Below are 19751 nucleotides of genomic sequence, written 5' to 3'. Positions count from 1 at the left end.
GCCGAACCACCTGAGCCGATCGCCGCCTGCACCCCCGGTCGTCGACCCGGCTGTCCGGCTACCCGCTACCCGCTACCCGCTACCCCGCGACGTGTTCGGGCTCGGGGTCGGACTCGACCTCGGGCTCGGACTTGGGCGCCGGGTGGCCGTCGGCGATGAACGCCTGCCAGAGCCGCGCGTACACCCCGCCCTGGGCGAGCAGTTCGGTGTGCGTGCCGTCCTCGACCAGCTTGCCGTGGTCCAGGACGACGACCCGGTCGGCGCGTTGGGCCGTGGTGAGGCGGTGCGCGATGACCAGCGTGGTGCGGCCGCCGCTGAGCCGGTCCGCGGCGTGGTTGACCGCCGCCTCGGTCGCCAGGTCGAGCGCCGCGGTGGCCTCGTCCAGCAGCAGGATGTCCGGGTCGACGAGCTCGGCCCGGGCCAGCGCGATCAGCTGGCGCTGACCGGCCGAGAGGTTGCGCCCGCGCCCGGTGACCTCGTGCTCGTAGCCGCCCGACAAGCGGACGATCATCTCGTGCGCGCCGACCGCCCGGGCCGCCGCCTCCACCTCGGCCGGTGTGGCCGAGGGCCGGCCGTACGCGATCGCCTCGCGCACGGTGCCCGCGAACAGGTACGCCTCCTGCGGCACGACACCGAGCCGGTGGCGGTACTGCGCCAGGTCGTAGCGGGTGAGGTCGACCCCGTCGACCCGCACCGACCCGGACGTCGCGTCGTAGAACCGGGCGACCAGCTTGACCAGGGTCGACTTGCCCGCACCCGTCTCACCGACCAGCGCGACCGTCTGGCCCGCGGGAATGTGCAGGTTGACGCCCGCGAGCACCTCAGGGGCGCCGTCCGCGCCACCGTTGTAGGCGAAGCCGACGTCCTCGAAGTCGATCTCGCCGCGCAGCCCGCCCGGCACCTGCACCGGGGCCTGCGCCTGGGCGGTGGTGGTCGGCGTGCGCAACAGCTCGCGGATCCGGCCCAGGCCCACCGCCGCCTGCTGGTAGCCGTCGAAGACCTGCGACAGCTGGTTGACCGGGGCGAAGAACAGGTCGATGTACAGCAGGTACGCGACCAGCGCGCCGACCGTGAGCGTGCCCGCCTCGACCCGCGCGGCGCCCGCGATCAGCACCAGCGCCGCCGCGACGCTGGACAGGAACTGCACGAACGGGAAGTACAGCGAGATGTACAGCTGGGCCCGGACCCTGGCCTCGCGGTAGGCGACGCCCCGGGCGACGAAGCGGTCGGTGTTGGCGTCCAGGCGGCGGAACGCCTGGACGATCCGCATGCCGGCGACGTTCTCCTGGAGGTCGGCGTTGACCGTGCTGATGAGGTCCCGGGAGATCTCGTACTGGGCCTTGGACTTCTTGCGGAACACCAGCGTGGCCACGACCAGCAGCGGCAGCACGGCGAAGACCATCAGGGCCAGGCCCGCGTCGATGATCAGCAGCGCCGCGAAGATGCCGAAGAAGGTGAGCAGGCTGACCACGGCCGTGACCACGCCGGTCTGCAGGAAGGAGGTCAGTGAGTCCAGGTCGGTGGTCATCCGGGTCATGATCCGGCCGGACAGCTCGCGCTCGTAGTAGTCCAGGCCGAGCCGGTTGAGGTGCGCGAAGATCTTGAGGCGGAGGGTGTAGAGCACCCGCTCGCCGGTGCGGCCGCTGACCCGGTTCTCCGCGCTCTGGACCAGCCAGTCGAGCAGGACGACCGCCAGGGCGGCGAGCGCGGCGGTGGTGACGCCCGCCATCAGGGACTTGCTGACGCCCTCGTCGATGCCGTGCCGGATCAGGATCGGCAGGACGAGTGCGGCGCCCGCGTCCAGCGCGACCAGCAGCAGGGCGAGGGCGAGCGGGCGGCGGAAGGGGCGCAGCAGGCGGCGGAGGCTGAAGTCCGGGTCTCCCGCCTCGGCCTGGTCCCGGGGGATCTCCGGGGTGTCGGTGGCCGGCGGGAGCGCGGCGACCTTGGCGAGGAGGTCGGGGGCGGCGGTACGGGCCGCCTTGGCCAGGGCCCGGGTGGGCATGGCGGGGGCGTCGTCCGGGGTGGTGGTGCCTTGGGTGGTGCCGTCCGGGGTGGCCTGGTGCTCGGCGGCCTGGCGCTCGGCGGCCGGGGGTCGGGGTGATCCGGGTCCGGCGAGGGCTTCGAGGGTCTCGGGGGTCGCCTCGGAGGCGCCCGGGGCGGCTGCGCCCGGCCGGGCGGTGCGGCCGGCCTCGGGATCGGAGATCAGGGCCCGGTACTGCGGACATCGGGCGTCGAGTTCCTCGTGCGTACCGATGTCCACCAGCCGGCCGTGGTCCAGCACCGCGATCCGGTCGGCGAGCTGGAGGGTGGAGCGGCGGTGGGCGATCAGCAGCGTGGTCCGGCCGGCCATGACCGAGCGCAGGGCGTCGTGGATCTCCGCCTCGACCTGTGGGTCGACCGCCGAGGTGGCGTCGTCCAGCAGCAGCAGGCGCGGGTCGGTGAGGATCGCCCGGGCCAGCGCGATGCGCTGGCGCTGGCCGCCGGAGAGGGTGAGGCCCTGCTCGCCGACCTTGGTCTCGTAGCCGTCCGGCAGCTCGCGGACGAACTCGTCCGCCTGGGCGGCCCGGGCGGCCGCCACGATCTGCTCGTCGGTGGCGTCGGGCCGCCCGTACGCGATGTTGGTGCGGACCGTCTCGGAGAACAGGAAGCTCTCCTCGGGGACGATGCCGACGGCCGCCCGGACCGAGTCGAGGGTGAGGTCCCGAAGGTCGTGCCCGTACAGCCGGACGGCGCCGGCCGCCGGGTCGTAGAACCGCGGCACCAGCTGCGCCACGGTCGACTTGCCGGAGCCGGACGCGCCGACGAGAGCCAGCGTCTCGCCCGGGGCCAGCTTCAGGTTGAGCCCGTGCAGGACGGGCGCGGGGTGCTCGGGGTCGTAGCGGAACTCGACCTGGTCGAACTCCAGCGCCAGGTCGGGCGTGCGGGGGCCGACGGTGCGGCCCGGTCCGGCGGCCTCGTCCGCCGAGGACCCGGCGGTGAGGTCGAGGACGGCCGCGTCCGGACGGTCCTGGACCAGCGGACGCTCGTCGATCAGCTGGAGCACCCGTTCGACGCCCGCCCTGGCCTGCTGGCCGACGGTGATGACCATGGTCAGCATCCGGACCGGGCCGGTCATCTGGGCCACGTAGGTGGAGAAGGCGACGAACGTGCCGAGCGAGACCCGGCCGTCGACCGCCAGCCAGCCGCCGAGGGCGAGCACGGCGACCTGGGCGAGCGCCGGGATCGCCTGCATCGCCGGGTTGTAGCGGCTGTTGAGCCGGACCGAGCGCAGTCTGGCGGCGAACAGGTTCTGCGAGGCGGCCGCCAGCTTGTCCTGTTCCTGGGCCTCCTGGCCGAAGCCCTTGACCACCCGCACGCCGCCGATCGCCTCGTCGACGGCGCCGGCGACGGCGGCCGCCTCCTGCTGGGCGGCCCAGGTGGAGGGGAACAGCCGCTTGCGGCTGAGCGTGGAGAGCCACCAGAGCGCCGGGCCCATCACCAGGGCGACCAGGGTGAGCGGCGGCGACAGCCAGACCATCACGGCCAGCGACATGACGAACATCAGCAGGTAGCCGGTCATCATCGGCAGCATCGAGAGCAGCCCGTTGATCAGCTGGAGGTCGGAGGTGGCGCGGCCGATCACCTGCCCGGTGTCCAGCCGGTCCTGCCGGTGTCCGTCCAGTCGGCCGAGCGAGCGGAACAGATCGCTGCGCATGTCGTGCTGGACGTCGAGGGCGAGCTGCCCGCCGTAGTAGCGGCGCACCTGGGTACAGGCGAACACCAGCGCGGCCGCCACCAGCAGGGCCACGGCCCAGGGCGCCAGGGAGCGGGTGTGCTTGGTGATGACGTCGTCGATGATCAGCTTGGTGACCAGCGGCACCAGGGACGTCACGGCCATGCCGACGAGCGAGGCGCCGAACGCCAGCAGCACGCTCCGCCGGGACCGCCAGCAGTAGCCGGTCAGCCTCCGGAGCCAGCCCGAACCGCCGGAGCCCTCGGTAGCCCCGGGTGCAGCGGGGCCGCCGGGGCTACCGGCGCTGCCGGGATCGGGGGCCGTGGTCGACGTGGTCGCACCACCCCGCGTGCCGGCCCGGGTGCCGGTTCGCGCGCCGCTCGGGGACAGCTCCACCGTAGATCCGTGAGTCTCAGGCATATTTAGGGATGCTAACCATTCCGTCGGGTGGCCGCCATCGGTTTCAGGTCAGACCGAGCCGGGGGAATCCACCCCGGCTGAGGAGCCAACAGCCCGCGGCCTGCGGTGATTCCCGGGCAGGCCCACCAGGGCCGCCTGGTACCAGCGTGGCCGACGGTACGCCGCACGCCCACCGCCCCCGGGGCGGCGGGTCACCCGCCTTTGGACCTAGGGCCTGCGCCGTGCGGCCTGCACCGCCCATACCGCTCGCGCGCCCGCGCGCCGGGGTCCGACGGAGTGCGCCTCGGCTTCCGGTCCCGCCTCAGCTCCGGCCCGCGGATTCGGCGGCCGCCGAGAAGGCCCCGTTCGCCAGGCTGTGCAGCAGGGCGGCCATGCCGTCGCGCTGCAGTCCGGCGCGCTCGCCCTGGACGGGGTCCGGGCCGAGGCTGTGCGGGGTGGAGTTGATCAGCCCGAAGACGGCGTGCACGGCGGCCCGCGCGACCGGCTCCGCGGAGGGCTCGGCGAGCGCCGGGTAGGCCTGCCGGACGACCTCCACCCACAGCTCGACATAGCCGCGCTGGAGTCGGCGGACCTTGCGCCGGTCCTCCTCCTTGAGGTTCAGCAGCTCCCGGTCGTGCAGGGTGATCAGGTCACGGTCGTCGAGGGCGAAGTCGACATGCCCGCTGATCAGCGCGTCCAGCGCGGCGGCCGCGCCGTCGCCGCCGCCCGCCCGGCGGCGCCCCTCCTCCAGCAGGCGCTCGCTGATGCCGATGAGGAGGTCGGCGAGCATCGCGTCCTTGCCCGCGAAGTGCCGGTAGAGCCCCGGGCCGCTGATACCGACGGCTTTGCCGATCTCGTCGACCCCCACCCCCAGGAAGCCCCGGGCGGCGAACAGTCGGGCGGCCTCCTTGCGGATCTGGTCACGGCGTGGGAGCGCGGAGGCGGCTGGGACGTTCGGCATGCTGCCCATCGTAGACAGTCGGGTTATCGGCCGTTAACCTGGGCCGCACGAGTTAACGCTCATTAACGTGACGGTCGAGGGCCCACCTGGCCCTACCGCCCCATTCGGTGCCGAGGGCAAGGGAGCTCTTGGGATGGTCATCTCAACCGCCGGTGTATCCGCCGGCGTCAACGGCAGCGCGGCATCCGGGGCTGCCGGGTCCGGCGCCGTTCCACCGGGAGCCACCGCTCCCGCCCCCCGGCTCGGCACCGCGGTCGACCCGGGCTCCGAGGCCTACCGCTCCAACACCGAGGCCCACCGGGCCCTCGTCGGTGAGCTGCGGGAGAAGCTCGGCGCGGCCGCCCTCGGCGGTGGCGCCAAGGCCCGGGCCCGGCACACCTCGCGCGGCAAGCTGCTCCCCCGCGACCGGGTGGACACCCTGCTCGACCCGGCCTCCCCCTTCCTGGAGCTGGCCCCGCTGGCGGCCGACGGGATGTACGACGGCGCCGCACCGGCGGCCGGCGTGATCGCCGGCATCGGCCGGGTCGCCGGGCGCGAGGTGGTCGTCGTCGCCAACGACGCCACCGTCAAGGGCGGCACGTACTACCCGATGACGGTCAAGAAGCACCTGCGCGCCCAGGAGGTGGCGCTGGAGAACCGCCTCCCCTGCATCTACCTGGTGGACTCCGGCGGCGCCTTCCTGCCGATGCAGGACGAGGTCTTCCCCGACCGCGACCACTTCGGCCGGATCTTCTACAACCAGGCCCGCTTGTCGGCCGCCGGTATCCCGCAGATCGCCGCCGTGCTCGGCTCCTGCACCGCGGGCGGCGCGTACGTACCGGCGATGAGCGACCAGGCCGTCATCGTCCGCAACCAGGGCACGATCTTCCTCGGTGGGCCGCCCCTGGTGAAGGCCGCCACCGGCGAGGTCGTCACGGCCGAGGAGCTCGGCGGCGGCGACCTCCACTCCCGCACCTCCGGAGTGACGGACCACCTGGCCGAGGACGACGCCCACGCGCTCTCGATCGTGCGCACCATCGTCGCCGGGCTCGGCCCGCGCCCGGCCAGGCCCTGGCCGCTCACCTCGGCCGAGCCGCCCGCCGTCGACCCGGCCGGCCTCTACGGCGCCGTCCCGGTGGACCCGCGCACGCCCTACGACGTCCGCGAGGTGATCGCGCGACTGGTCGACGGCAGCCGGTTCGCCGAGTTCAAGGCCGAGTACGGCGCGACCCTGGTGACCGGCTTCGCCCGGATCCACGGGCACCCGGTCGGCATCGTCGCCAACAACGGCGTGCTGTTCTCGGAGTCGGCCCTCAAGGGCGCCCACTTCATCGAGTTGTGCGACCAGCGGGGCATCCCCCTCCTCTTCCTGCAGAACATCACCGGGTTCATGGTCGGCCGGCAGTACGAGGCGGGCGGCATCGCCAAGAACGGCGCCAAGATGGTGAACGCCGTCGCCTGCACCCGCGTCCCGAAGCTGACGGTGGTGATCGGCGGCTCGTACGGCGCCGGCAACTACTCGATGTGCGGCCGGGCCTACTCGCCTCGCTTCCTGTGGATGTGGCCGGGCGCCAAGATCTCCGTGATGGGCGGTGAGCAGGCCGCCTCCGTGCTGGCCACCGTCCGCCGCGACCAGCTGGAGGGCCACGGCGAGCAGTGGCCGACCGAGGCGGAGGAGGAGTTCAAGCGCCCCGTCCGCGAGCAGTACGAGCGCCAGGGCAACGCCTACTACGCCACCGCCCGGCTCTGGGACGACGGGGTGATCGACCCGATGGACACCCGCACCGTCCTCGGCCTCGCCCTCACCGCCTGCTCCAACGCGCCGCTCCCGCCGCCCGGCCCGTACGGCGTCTTCCGGATGTGACCTCCGGATTCCGGATGCGACCGCCGGCCGCGCCCGACGCGCGGCCGGCCCTTCCACCACCTCCTTCGTACGGCTCCCCTCGACCCGGAGGAACGCCTCCCATGTTCGACACAGTTCTGGTCGCCAACCGTGGCGAGATCGCCGTCCGGGTGATCCGCACCCTGCGGCGGCTCGGCGTGCGTTCGGTCGCCGTCTTCAGCGACGCGGACGCCGACGCCCCCCACGTCCGCGAGGCCGACGTCGCGGTACGGCTCGGACCTGCCGACCGCAGCGACAGCTCCGCCGCCGAGACCTACCTGCGGACCGACCAGATCCTCGCCGCCGCCCGCCGCACCGGGGCCCAGGCCGTCCACCCCGGCTACGGCTTCCTCGCCGAGAACGCCGCCTTCGCCCGAGCCTGCGCCGACGCCGGCCTGGCGTTCATCGGCCCGCCGCCCTCCGCCGTCGAGCTGATGGGCGACAAGATCAACGCCAAGGAGGCCGTCCGGACCGCCGGCGTGCCGGTGGTCCCGGGCAGCCAGGCCACCGCGCCCACCGACGAGGAACTCGTCGCGGCCGCCGAGGAGATCGGCTACCCCGTCCTGCTCAAGCCCTCCGCCGGAGGCGGCGGCAAGGGCATGCGCCTGGTCCGGGACCCGGCCGAGCTGCCGACCGAGATCGCCGCCGCACGGCGCGTCGCCCGCACCGCCTTCGGCGACGACACCCTGCTGCTGGAGCGCTGGATCGACCGGCCCCGCCACATCGAGGTGCAGGTGCTCGCCGACGCCCACGGCACCACCGTCCACCTCGGCGAGCGCGAGTGCAGCCTGCAGCGCCGCCACCAGAAGCTGATCGAAGAGGCACCCTCCGTTCTCCTCAATGCCGAGACCCGCGCCGCGATGGGCGCAGCGGCCGTCCGGGCGGCCGAGTCCTGCGGTTACACCGGGGCCGGCACCGTGGAGTTCATCGTCCCCGGCCTCGACCCGGACTCCCCCACCCCCACCGAGGGGGTACGGGACTTCTTCTTCATGGAGATGAACACCCGTCTCCAGGTGGAGCACCCCGTCACCGAACTCGCCATCGCCATCGGCGGCAGCGCCGCAGGGGGCGACTCCGACGGGACCGGCTCGGCCCGGCCCCGACGACTGGACCTGGTCGAGTGGCAGCTGCGGATCGCCGCAGGCGAGAGCCTCTCCTTCAGCCAGCCGGACATCTCCTTCCTGGGCCACGCCATCGAGGCCCGGATCTGCGCCGAGGACCCGGAGCGGGACTTCCTCCCGACCGGCGGCCGCATCCTCGTCCTGGACGAGCCGCAGGGCGAAGGCATCCGGGTGGACTCCGGTGTCGCCCCGGGCACCGTGATCACCAGCTCCTACGACCCCATGCTCGCCAAGGTCATCGCGTACGGGCCCGACCGCCCGACCGCGCTGCGCCGGCTGCGCGCCGCGCTGGCGGACACCCGGATCCTCGGCGTGACCACCAACACCGGCTTCCTGCGGCGACTGCTCGCACACCCCGACGTCACCGCCGGCCGCCTGGACACCGGCCTGGTCGAACAGACGGCGCAGCAGCACCCCGCGCTGCTGGCATCGCCCTACTCCCCGGCCGGCCCGGCCGCTTCCGGATCCGCTCCGGAATCCGCTGCGGACTCCCCTTCCGAGGACTCCGGCGCCCTGTCGCCCGAGGCGCCGACGCCCGCCCACCTCCTCTACTACGCGGCCGCGCTCGCACGGCACCTGGACCTCGCTCCCGTCACCGACACCGTCGGCTGGACCGATCCGTTCTCCCTTCCCTCCGGCTGGCGCATCGGCGGCGACGCCGCCTGGACCACGCACCGGCTCCGGGCCCCCGGCCAGGATCCGGTGTCGGTGCGCATCCGTCCGATCACTGCGGGCAACGTAGCCGAGGCCACTGACATTCCCCCGGGGGTCACCCCCGAGGTGGAACTCCGGCTCGGCTCCGGCCCGGTCCACCGCGCCCGGGCCGTACGCGCCGGCGGCCGCCTGCACCTGACCGTCGACGGCTTGCAGACGACGTTTGCACAGACCACCGACAACGCCGCCGGCCCGACCGCCACCGGCCCGGTGACCTGGCTCGGGATCGACGGCGACGCCTGGCCCGTGCACTCCTACGACGCCGTCGGCGAGAGCACCGCGGCCGGTGCGGCCCACCACGGCGCGCTGACCGCCCCGATGCCCGGAACGGTCACCGTCGTGAAGACCTCGGCCGGCGAGCAGGTCCGCCAAGGCCAGGCCCTGCTCGTCCTGGAGGCCATGAAGATGGAACACGTGATCGCCGCGCCGCACGACGGCACGGTGGCCGAGCTGCGGGTCGCCGCAGGCGCCACCGTGGCCATGGACGAGGTGCTGGTCGTGGTCGCCCCCGCAGAGCAGGAGCCGACCGGTCAGGCCCCGGCCGCCGGGTCCGCGGACGCCCCGTCGCGGGCCGGCGCCACCGTCGCAGCCGCAGCCGAGGTGCGGTCATGACCGCCGCCTCGCCCCGGTCCGAGCCCGACGCACTCGACCTCGGCCTGCCGGCCCCCGTCCGCGCCCCCGGGCTGCCGGAGGAGGTCCGGATCCACGAGGTCGGACCGCGTGACGGGCTGCAGAACGAGGGCTCCCTGGTGCCCGTCGAGGTCAAGGCCGAGTTCATCGCCCGGCTCGCCGCCGCCGGGTTGCGCACGGTCGAGGCCACCAGCTTCGTTCACCCGAAATGGGTACCGCAGCTCGCCGACGCCGAGGAGCTCGTGCCGCGCCTCGCCGATCTGCCCGCCCGCCACCCCGGCCTGCGGCTGCCGGTGCTGGTGCCCAACGAGCGCGGCCTGGACCGGGCACTCGCCCACCACGCCACCGACATCGCCGTGTTCGCCAGCGCGACCGAGACCTTCGCCCGCCGCAACCTGAACCGGTCGGCCGACGAGGCGATGGCCATGTTCGAACCGGTCGTGGAACGGGCCACCGCCGCCGGGATCCGGGTCCGCGGCTACCTCTCGATGTGCTTCGGCGACCCGTGGGAGGGCCCGGTCCCGGCCGCCCAGGTGATCGGATTCGGCCTGCGCCTGCTGGAGATGGGCTGCACCGAGCTGAGCCTCGGCGACACCATCGGCGTGGCCACCCCGGGCCAGGTCACGGCCCTGCTGGAGGGCTTCGCCGCGGCGGGCGTGCCGACCGGGCGGCTCGCCGTGCACTTCCACGACACCTACGGCCAGGCGCTCAGCAACACGCTGGCGGCGCTGCGCTGCGGCATCACCACGGTCGACGCCTCGGCGGGCGGCCTGGGCGGCTGCCCCTACGCCAAGAGCGCCACCGGCAACCTGGCCACCGAGGACCTGGTCTGGATGCTGCACGGCCTCGGCATCCGGACCGGGGTCGATCTGCGCACCCTGGTCGCCACCAGCGGCTGGATGGCCGACCGGCTCGGCCGCCCGAGCCCGTCCCGCACCGTCCAGGCGCTGCTCGGCGCCGACCGGGGCTGACTGACGGCCCACCACCCCGCCGCCGGCCGCTCACCGGGCCCCGGCGCCCGGCCGGCGCACACCTTCCACACGGCACCCCCGCCTCCCTTCCGACCACACCGGTGAGTTCGTCACACCATCAGACGGACGCCGGTCATCCCGATCACGCCCCGCGGCCACCCCCGGCCGGGCTTCAGGAGGATCACCATGCTCGATCACCGCTTGAACAGCGAGTACGAGGAACTGCGGCGCACCGTAGCCGAGTTCGCCCAGGACGTGGTCGCGCCGAAGATCGGCGACTTCTACGAGCGGGGCGAGTTCCCCTACGAGATCGTTCGGGAGATGGGGCGGATGGGCCTGTTCGGCCTGCCGTTCTCCGAGGAGTACGGGGGCATGGGCGGCGACTACTTCGCGCTCTGCCTCACCCTGGAGGAGCTCGCCCGGGTCGACTCCTCGGTCGCGATCACCCTGGAGGCGGCGGTGTCGCTCGGCGCGATGCCGATCTACCGCTTCGGGACGGAGGAGCAGAAGCGCGAGTGGCTGCCCCGGCTGACCTCCGGCGAGCTGATGGGCGCGTTCGGCCTGACCGAGCCCGAGGGCGGTTCCGACGCCGGCGCGACCCGCACCACGGCGCGCTACGACGAGGCCACCGACGAGTGGGTCATCAACGGCACCAAGTGCTTCATCACCAACTCCGGCACCGAGATCACCGGACTGGTCACGGTCACCGCGCTCACCGAACCGATCGCTCGTTCGAGTGAAGAGGGCGAATTCTCCTCGCCACAGCGCGAAATCTCTTCCATCATCGTGCCCACGGGAACCCCGGGGTTCCAGGTGTCCAAGAAGTACTCGAAGGTCGGGTGGAACGCATCCGACACCCGCGAACTGTCCTTTACCGACTGCCGCGTTCCCGCGGCCAACCTGCTGGGCGAGCGTGGCCGAGGCTACGCCCAGTTCCTGCGGATCCTCGACGAGGGCCGCATCGCGATCGCAGCCCTGGCCACCGGCCTGGCCCAGGGGTGCGTCGACCAGTCCGTCCTCTACGCCGGCACGCGTCGGGCCTTCGGCCGGCCGATCGGCGCCAACCAGGCCATCCAGTTCAAGCTCGCCGACATGGAGATGCGCGCGCACACCTCCCGCCTGGCCTGGCGGGACGCCGCCTCCCGGCTGCTGCACGGCGAACCGTTCAAGAAGGAGGCCGCGATCGCCAAGCTGTACTCGTCCGAGGCCGCCGTCGACAACGCCCGCGAGGCGACCCAGATCCACGGCGGGTACGGCTTCATGAACGAGTTCCCGGTCGCCCGGTTCTGGCGCGACAGCAAGATCCTCGAAATCGGCGAGGGCACCTCGGAGGTCCAGCGGATGCTCATCGCCCGGGAGCTCGGCATCAAGTACTGAGCTCCGCACCGGTCCGGCCCGGAGCCCGCCGCTCCGGGCCTACGGCCGACTGCCAGTCACAGGCCCTGACACAGAAGGGAGTTGATCGCTCTCAGCACCCGTAGCACCAGCGCCAACGGCTCGCACCGGCCGACCCCGGGGCCGAGCCCCGCCACTGCCGCAGGCACGACGCGCCAGCGCCCCTCATTCCTCACTCCCGCACGCATCCGCCGGCACCCCGCGGCCGGAAGGGGCGTCAGGGGATGACGATGACCGGCCGGTTGGCGCGACGGGCCAGTCGGCCCGAGACCGAACCGAAGATCTTGCCGAGCAGGCCGTGCGTACTGCCGACCACGATGGCGTCGGCAGCGTACTCACGGCCGACCTCCTCGATCTCGTGACAGATGTCGCCGCCGCGCTCGACCAGGATCCAGGGCACGCCGGCCAGGAAGTCGGCGCAGGCGAGCTCCAGGCCGAGGACCTCGGTCCGGTGGTCCGGGAGGTCGACGAAGACGGGAGGTTCACAGCCCGCCCAGACCGTGGCGGGCAGGCGGTTGGCAACGTGCACGATCACCAGTCCGCACTGTGAGCGCCGGGCCATGCCCACCGCGTAGGCGAGGGCCCGCTCGCTCGACAGCGAGCCGTCGAAGCCCACCACCACACCATGTTGGAAGGCCGGATCGCAGGGGCGTACGGGCGCCTCCTGGACCGCCGGCTCCCCTGGCGCGCCCGGCAGGCCGGGGCCGCCCGAGTGGTCCGCACCCGAGCCGAGACGGCCGCTCATCTCGGCCTCCGCGGAGCCGGTCCGCTGCTCGTCCCGCCGCTGACGCGAACCGGGACGGCCACGGCGCGCGATGTTGCGCAGCGGGCGGAAACGGCCCCGGGAACGAGCGGCTCCACCGAGGTCTCCATCAAGGTCTCCACCGAGGTCGTCGCGGTCGACGGAGTCTGCCCCGGCCACTGCGCCCGCACTGCGGACCGTGTCCGGTTCAACCGGTCGGAAGGACTCAAAACCAGCCATGGCTCACGGCTCTTCGAGGGAGATGGGCCGACAGGAGAGGACAACGCTGCCCGGGCAGCAGGCCCGCCCACGGGACGACGTCGGTCTGCGCCGAGCACCACCGTATGTGACCTATTCCTTTCAGAGTACGACGGGCGCGGGGCTCAGCCCAGCGGCGGAGTCCCGGAACGACTGTGTTCCCGCGAATGGGGGATGCGCCCGCGGACAACAATGCGCCCCTGTCGGCAGGCGAACACGCCCCCTCTGGCTGAAGGAGGTTCTCTGGAGCTTGACTGAGCAAACCGGGCCATGGCAACAGGCCACCGGGACACCGTGACCGGACTGTCATTGATCGGCAACGATCCGTTGCCGACCCCCGCCACACCGCGTGGCCGAGGCTCACACCGGCGGGGCCCGCATGAGTGCCTTCGGCGCGCCTCACCGTCCCCCTGCGCCTCACCCGTCACCCCACCCCTGGGCGCCGCCTTTGCTCCTGGTAGCCATTTCGGCCAATTCGTAGGGGTTCGCGACCGTCTCTGGCATTTGCCAGATGCATAGGCGCGGCCGCTGGCACCATGCTCGGCATGCCCCTGCTCCTGATGGACCTCGACAACACGCTGCTCCCCAGGGATGCCGCTTTCCGGGCCTGGGCTCAGGATTTTCTGGCCGAACGAAGGCTGCCGCCCGGCGACCTCGACTGGCTCGTCACCATCGACGGCGGCGGCTACGTGCCGCGCAGCACCGTACTGTCCGCCGCCCAGCGCCGCTACGGGTTGGACGAGTCCATGGAGTTCCTGATCGCGCACTACCGACGCGGCATCAACTCCCACATCCACTGCCCCTCCCGACACATCGACGCGCTGCGGGCGGCGCGGGCCGCCGGCTGGACGCTCGGCATCGTCAGCAACGGCAGCACCCGGCCGCAGTTGGAGAAGATCCGGCGCACCGGACTCGGCCCGCTGGTCGACGGCTGGGTGATCTCGGAGGAGGCCGAGTGCCTCAAGCCCGACCCCCTGATCTTCGAGATCGCCGCCCAGCGCTGCGGCGTCGCGCCCACCGGAGACTGGACCTCGCACACCTGGATGGTCGGGGACCACGCCCCCGCCGACATCGCGGGCGCGGAGCTGGCCGGCCTGCGCAGCGTCTGGCTGCACCACGGGCGGCCCTGGGCCGAGCCGGGCTATCGGCCGACCCTGAAGGCGGCCGGGCTGCCCGAGGCCGTCGGACAGGTGCTCTCCGCTCGCAATGCCCCCGGCCCCCGCCCAGGGGTCCGGGCAGGCGGGCCGCTCCAGCGCAGGGCGGCCTGTGCCATGCCGGCCGGCCCCTGGAGCAGGAGCGGCGCGGCGGCGCCCGGCAGCGCACGTCCCAGCGCGCGGATCGCGCTGTCCGCCCCGGACGGCCCGCGCGCGCCTTCACCCGCGCAGGGGCCAGGCGGCGGTGCACCCGGTGCCTCGACAAGATCCGCTGTCCGAAACCGGTCCGGCGAAGTTGCCGAGTCGGGCGACGGGCCACCCGCGGGGAGCATCCGGTCCGCCACTCCGCCCGCACCCGAACACCCCGAGCACTCTGAACGCCCTGCACACCCCGAGCGTCCTGCACACCCTGCACGCCCCGAGTACCTCGAGTACCCCGAGTTGCCGGGGTACCCCGCGCGCACCCGGTTCGCCATGCCTCCCACGTCACCGGTGTCGCCGGCGCGTCCGGGCCCGGTCCTGCGCCCGGCCGTGCCCGCACCGATCGTCGGAGCGGCGGCGGCCGGTTAGCCGGGCTCAGCCAGGGCCGGCCCCACCAGCCCCGCCAGCCCCACCGATCCAATTCCGCCAGGGCGCCCGATCAGCGGGTCCACCACGTGGTGCGCCCCTGCTCGGTGAAGCCGAGCTTGAGGTAGAGCGGCTCACCGATCGCGGTGGCGACCAGGGTCGCCGGGCGGTCGGGGTGCGCCGCGGCCAGCGCCGCCTCCAGGACGGCACGCGCCACACCCCGGGAGCGGTGGTCGGGGAGCGTCGCGACCCAGTACACCCCGGTGGCGTGGCCGTCGTCGTACGTCAGGCAGGCCCCGGCGGTCACGCCGTCGATGCGGCCGCGCCAGGCGCGCAGGCCCGGTTGGCGCAGCAGCGGCTCCGGCAGCATCACGCCCCTGCTCCAGGGCCGGCGGGCCGGGATCGGGAAGCCCTCGACCACCGCCCGCTCGACCTCGGCGAACCCGTCCCCGTCCAGCACCTCATCGACCGTCAGGGAGCGGTCGCCGCGGTCGGCCTCCCCCCGTGCGCGGTCGTCGAGCGGGCCGGGCTCGCGGACCATGACCGCCATCGCCGGGCCGTGGGTGCAGCCGAACCGCTCCAGGTCGAGCCCGCCGTACGGGTCCTCAACGGTGAGTCCGGCGGTGGACCACTCCTTGAACAGGGCCGCCAACTCATCTTCCAGCACGGCAGGTTCGCCGTACGGGCCGGTGACCACGACGCGGTGGGAGTCGGTCGGGGTGCGGGCGCAGCGAGCGGCGGTGAACCCGGGGCGGACGAGTTGCCGCCAGCCGTGCGCTCGGGACTGGGCGAGCCAGAACGCGGCGGCGTTGTCGTTGGCCAGTTCGAGCCGGCTGCGAGTGTTCACAGCAGGACGGTAGCGCGCCGGACCGACAGCCGGTCACCGGCCGCGGCACTGGCCGGATGAAGCCAGGGCGGCGCACACTTCGCCCGCGTGCGCCCTCCCGTGCACCGCCGATTTTCGGTCAATCTCGCGCGGCTCCCTCGCCCTTGGGCAAACCCGCAGCCCAGACGCGCCGGCCGGGTCCGCCGAAGCCGGGCGCCCCAGGACCAGTCCCGCGACAACCAGCCACCGTTGTACCGGCCCCCTTCCCAGAAGGGTCGACGGGTGCCACGCTTCGTGATCGAATGCATCACGCCAAATTGCCATGTCGACATAGCGTCGGATGGTGAACTTGTCACAACGGCAACGGTCCACCCGATAGATTCGATCTTGGCCAGCAGTGCCGCACCACCACACCACACCACCGAGGGGGCTTGAGCGCCTTGAGCAGGGTGAGCAGGAGCGACGCGGGTCCTGACAGCGGCCAGGCCGCGACCGGCATCACGGGTCGTCCCGCGAGAAGCACCGGCGCCCCGGCCATCGCTGCCACCCCCCGCACCTCCGGCAACTCCAGCGCCGCCTCTTACACCTCTGCGGCACCATCCGTCCCATCCGTCACAGGGGTTCCCGGCGGCTTCGGGGCGTCCTCATTCTCCGGCTCTCCGGAACACGGCGGACGGCCCGTCAACCGACCATTCGTCAATCCCGGATCCGGCCAGGGAGTCGGTGCGGGGCCGGGCGGCGGTCCGTCGGTTACCGGCCAACCTGTGGCGCACGCGGGACCGGGCGCGGGCTACCCGGCCTTCGCCGGCGGTCCGGTCGGCGCCTCGGCGCTCGGCACTCCGTCCGTCGGCGTGACGGCCGGCGGCGTCCCGGCGAATCCGCTCGGGCTCGGCGCCCCCGGACTCGGCACCCCCGGCCACAACCCGACCGGCCACGGCGCAACGGGTCACGGCGCAGCGGGCCATAGCGCGACGGCCGGCTCCGGCGCGAACGGCCCGTCCGCCCCCGTGATGGCGGCCGCGCCCCGGAAGCTCTCGGGCCGGCGCCGACGGGAGACCGTCGCGGTGCTGATCTTCGGCGGTGCCCCGATCTTCGAGAGCTCGATCCCGCTCTCCGTCTTCGGCGTCGACCGCCAGGACGCCGGAGTGCCGCGCTACCGCCTGCTGGTCTGCGCCGGGGAGGAGGGCCCGCTGGCCACCACCGGCGGCCTCACCCTCTCCGCCCCGTACGGGCTGGAGGCGCTCGCCCGGGCCGGCACCATCGTCGTCCCGGCCTGGCGCTCGATCTCGCAGCCGCCGCCGGTCGAGGCCATCACCGCCCTGCGCAAGGCCCACCACGAGGGCGCGCGGATCATCGGGCTCTGTACCGGTGCGTTCGTGCTCGCCGCCGCCGGCCTGCTGGACGGACGCCCGGCGACCACGCACTGGATGTACGCGCCGACCCTCGCCAAGCGCTACCCCCGGGTCCACGTCGACCCCCGGGAGCTGTTCGTCGACGACGGCGACGTCCTGACCTCGGCCGGCACCGCTGCCGGGATCGACCTCTGCCTGCACGTGGTGCGCAGCGACCACGGCGCCGAGGCCGCCAACGCGCTGGCCCGCCGGCTCGTGGTGCCCAGCCGCCGCAGCGGCGGAGGACAGGCCCAGTACATCGATCAGTCTTTACCTGAGGAGATCGGCAACGACCCGCTGGCCGAGGTGGTCACCTGGGCGCTGGAGAACCTCAACCAGCAGTTCGACGTCGAGGTGCTGGCGGCCCGCGCCTACATGAGCCGGCGCACCTTCGACCGGCGGTTCCGCACGCTCACCGGCAGCGCCCCGCTGCAGTGGCTGATCACCCAGCGGGTGCTCCAGGCACAGCGGCTGCTGGAGACCTCGGAACTGTCGGTGGACGATGTCGCCCGCCGCTGCGGCTTCCGGTCCCCGGTGGCGCTGCGCGGGCACTTCCGGCGCCAGCTCGGGGTCTCGCCGGCCGCGTACCGGACCAGCTACCGGGCACGTCGCCCCGGGCCGCAGACCGCGGCCCCGGCGGCGTACCCCGGTGACCTCCGGTTGGCGGGCGCGGTGCCGCAGTCGGCCGGTTCGCACGCGGCGGCCGCCGCGGCGGGTGGAGCAGTGCCCGGCCAGTCCGGGCATCCGGGGTACCCGGGGCCGGGCGGGCAGCACGGCCAGCACGCGCTCCAGCCGCCGTCCGGCAACCCCGCGCACGCCGGCCAGCAGCCCTCGCAGGCGTTCCACGCCCGCGCGGCGCAGCCGTACCCGCACCAGCCGGCGGCGCACCAGCCGCACCCCGGCCAGCCGGGATCGGGCCGCGGTCCGGCCCGGCCGCCGCTGGTCCCGGCGCAGGCCGGTCCGGGAGCCGGGCGTCCGCCGCGCACGGCGGAGCACGCCGCGGCGGAGGACGGCCATCCGCAGCCGGGTGCGCGCGGCCAGGGCCAGGGGCACCGCAGTACGCCCGAGCGCCCGGTGGACGAACCCGGTTCCGGTGGTGCGGCCAACGGCGGCGGCCGCGGGCACGGTGCGCCCGGCGCCCGCTTGCCGGCCCCGTCGTCCCCCGCGACCCCGGAGGGCCGGGCCCGTCAGGGCCGCGGCGCCCAGGTCCGCCCGCAGGGCGGCCGTACCGGGGCCCCGGAGACCGCCCGGGAGGCCCGGGACGGCCGGTCCGCGCGGGACGGCCACCCGGTCCGCGCGCCGCACGAGGGCCACGAGGCGGAGGGGCACGACCAGGACGAGCACGCGCCGGAGAGCCGTACCGCGACACCTCGCTCGGCTCCACCGGTGCCCGCGGCGCGTGATCGCGCCGTAGGGTGAGTGGCGTGAATGACCGTTTGGTATGGATCGACTGTGAAATGACAGGCCTCGACCTCGACCGGGACGCCCTGGTCGAGGTCGCGGCACTGGTGACGGACTCCGAGCTGAACATCCTCGGCGAGGGTGTCGACGTCATCATCCGACCGCCCGCCGAGGCGCTGGAGAACATGCCCGAGGTGGTGCGCGCGATGCACACCTCCTCCGGTCTGCTCGACGAGCTGGAGCACGGTGTGACGCTCGCCGAGGCCGAGGCGCTGGTGCTCGCCTACATCCGCGAGCAGGTGCCGGAGGCCGGCAAGACGCCGCTGTGCGGGAACTCGGTGGCCACCGACCGCGGCTTCCTCGCCCGGGACATGCCGGCCCTGGAGGGCCACCTGCACTACCGGATCGTGGACGTCTCCTCGATCAAGGAGCTGGCCCGCCGCTGGTACCCGAGGGCGTACTACAACAGCCCGCAGAAGGGCGGCAACCACCGGGCGCTCGCGGACATCCGCGAGAGCATCGACGAACTGCGGTACTACCGCGAGGCGGTGTTCGTCGCCCAGCCGGGCCCGGACACCGACACCGCGCGGGCGATCGCCGAGAAGTACCAGGCGCCGACGGACTGACCCCTCCAGCCGCCCTGCCCGGGCTCGTCCGGAGCCGTCCGGACGGGCCCGGGCAGGGCGGCTGAGCCTCCTCGCCCGCCCGATCGAAACCCTGGCGCGAGCACCCTCTCGGATCCTGTAGAGTTCTTCCTGTCGGAACGGGAACGCGAAGAGCGGGAACGGACCAGACACATGGTGGGTGTAGCTCAGTTGGTAGAGCACCTGGTTGTGGTCCAGGTGGCCGCGGGTTCAAGTCCCGTCACTCACCCCAGAGCCTGAGGGGCCGATCTCTTCAAGAGATCGGCCCCTCAGGCGTTTCGGCGTTCCCTCAGATCCCGGCGGCCCACGGGCCCGCCCGGCCCCGAGTCCGGCTTCGGGTCGGCTTCGGGCCGGCCCCGGTTCGGGCCCGGTTCGGGCGGGGGACTCCGAGGAGGTTCCCTCGGAAGCTACCCACTAGTAACATCGTTGCCATGACCACACCTTCGATCGGCCAGCTGCTCGACTCGACCGTGCCGATGGCGCGCACGCTCAAGCTGCAGTACCTGGAGACCACCCCGGAGCGGGCCGTCCTGCAGCTGCCCGACCAGCCCGAGTACCACAACCACGTCGGCGGACCGCACGCCGGCGCGATGTTCACGCTCGCCGAGTCGGCCAGTGGCTGCATCGTCCTGAGCGCCTTCGGCGACCAGCTCTCGCGCGCCGTGCCGCTCGCGGTGAGCGCCGAGATCTCGTACAAGAAGCTGGCGATGGGCGTGGTCACCGCGACCGCCGTGCTGGGCCGCCCGGCCGCCGACATCGTCGCGGAGCTGGACAAGGGCGAGCGCCCGGAGTTCCCCGTCACGGTCGAGATCACCCGCGCCGACGGCGCTGTGACCGGCGTCATGACCGTCATCTGGACGCTGCGCCCCAACTCCTGATCACCCGGGGGCCCGCAGGACCGGAGCCGGGCCGGGCGGCCGCGGATCGACGCCGCCCCCGGCCCGCCTCCCCCGGGCTTTCCGATGCGCCGCGCCCCGACCCTCGGTGCGGCTCCCCGTGTCGCG

At 73.5% G+C, this 19751-nt stretch carries 10 protein-coding genes, 1 tRNA gene and 2 pseudogenes; 9 read left to right on the top strand and 4 right to left on the bottom strand.

All coding sequences use genetic code 11. From position 1 onward, the window contains the following. Positions 1-79: 79 nt before the first annotated feature. A complete protein-coding gene (locus ACIGZJ_RS32495; RefSeq protein ID WP_396460657.1) occupies positions 80-3943 on the bottom strand; it encodes an ABC transporter ATP-binding protein in 3864 nt (1287 codons plus the stop codon). A 490-nt stretch (positions 3944-4433) separates the two neighbouring features. Next, complete coding sequence (locus ACIGZJ_RS32490; RefSeq protein WP_396460647.1) at positions 4434-5072, bottom strand: TetR/AcrR family transcriptional regulator; 639 nt, start codon at positions 5070-5072, stop codon at positions 4434-4436. 133 nt (positions 5073-5205) lie between these two features. Here ACIGZJ_RS32490 and ACIGZJ_RS32485 point away from each other — a divergent pair, with 133 nt between their 5' ends. The 4 genes from ACIGZJ_RS32485 (at position 5206) to ACIGZJ_RS32470 (ending at position 11746) form a co-directional block, all read left to right on the top strand. Next, positions 5206-6915 (top strand): carboxyl transferase domain-containing protein, encoded by a 1710-nt coding sequence (locus ACIGZJ_RS32485; protein WP_396460646.1) that lies wholly within the window; start codon positions 5206-5208, stop codon positions 6913-6915. A gap of 101 nt (positions 6916-7016) precedes the next feature. Next, positions 7017-9380, top strand: coding sequence for an acetyl/propionyl/methylcrotonyl-CoA carboxylase subunit alpha (locus ACIGZJ_RS32480; protein WP_396460645.1), 2364 nt, complete (start codon positions 7017-7019; stop codon positions 9378-9380). Further along, positions 9377-10369 (top strand): hydroxymethylglutaryl-CoA lyase, encoded by a 993-nt coding sequence (locus tag ACIGZJ_RS32475; protein ID WP_396460644.1) that lies wholly within the window; start codon positions 9377-9379, stop codon positions 10367-10369. Before ACIGZJ_RS32480 ends, ACIGZJ_RS32475 begins: the two co-directional genes overlap by 4 nt. 186 nt (positions 10370-10555) lie before the next feature. Then, a complete protein-coding gene (locus ACIGZJ_RS32470; RefSeq protein ID WP_396460643.1) occupies positions 10556-11746 on the top strand; it encodes an acyl-CoA dehydrogenase family protein in 1191 nt (396 codons plus the stop codon). 235 nt (positions 11747-11981) lie between these two features. Here ACIGZJ_RS32470 and ACIGZJ_RS32465 read toward each other — a convergent pair. Next, positions 11982-12422, bottom strand: a pseudogene (locus ACIGZJ_RS32465) (universal stress protein); the annotation flags it as partial. Between the two features lie 887 nt (positions 12423-13309). Here ACIGZJ_RS32465 and ACIGZJ_RS32460 point away from each other — a divergent pair. Then, positions 13310-14488: an HAD-IA family hydrolase gene (locus ACIGZJ_RS32460; RefSeq protein WP_396460642.1), complete on the top strand. Its 1179-nt coding sequence runs from the start codon at positions 13310-13312 to the stop codon at positions 14486-14488. Positions 14489-14558: 70 nt separating this feature from the next. On the opposite strand, the gene ACIGZJ_RS32455 is transcribed toward ACIGZJ_RS32460, so the two are convergent. Further along, complete coding sequence (locus ACIGZJ_RS32455; RefSeq protein ID WP_396460641.1) at positions 14559-15332, bottom strand: GNAT family N-acetyltransferase; 774 nt, start codon at positions 15330-15332, stop codon at positions 14559-14561. A 989-nt stretch (positions 15333-16321) separates the two neighbouring features. Between ACIGZJ_RS32455 and ACIGZJ_RS32450 the strand changes: the two are divergent. The 4 genes and pseudogenes from ACIGZJ_RS32450 to ACIGZJ_RS32435 form a co-directional block, all read left to right on the top strand. Beyond that, a pseudogene (locus ACIGZJ_RS32450) lies at positions 16322-17317 on the top strand (helix-turn-helix domain-containing protein); the annotation flags it as partial. Between the two features lie 809 nt (positions 17318-18126). Further along, positions 18127-18729: an oligoribonuclease gene (gene orn, locus ACIGZJ_RS32445; RefSeq protein ID WP_392938980.1), complete on the top strand. Its 603-nt coding sequence runs from the start codon at positions 18127-18129 to the stop codon at positions 18727-18729. 174 nt (positions 18730-18903) lie between these two features. Continuing rightward, positions 18904-18979 (top strand) — tRNA-His (locus ACIGZJ_RS32440). A 199-nt stretch (positions 18980-19178) separates the two neighbouring features. Then, positions 19179-19625 carry a DUF4442 domain-containing protein gene (locus ACIGZJ_RS32435; protein ID WP_392938978.1) on the top strand — a complete coding sequence of 149 codons (447 nt, stop codon included), beginning with the start codon at positions 19179-19181 and terminating at the stop codon, positions 19623-19625. Positions 19626-19751 lie beyond the last annotated feature (126 nt).

This window comes from Kitasatospora sp. NPDC052868, from assembly GCF_044547105.1.
Classification (GTDB): domain Bacteria; phylum Actinomycetota; class Actinomycetes; order Streptomycetales; family Streptomycetaceae; genus Kitasatospora.
This window is presented reverse-complemented; position numbering and strand designations above follow the sequence as displayed.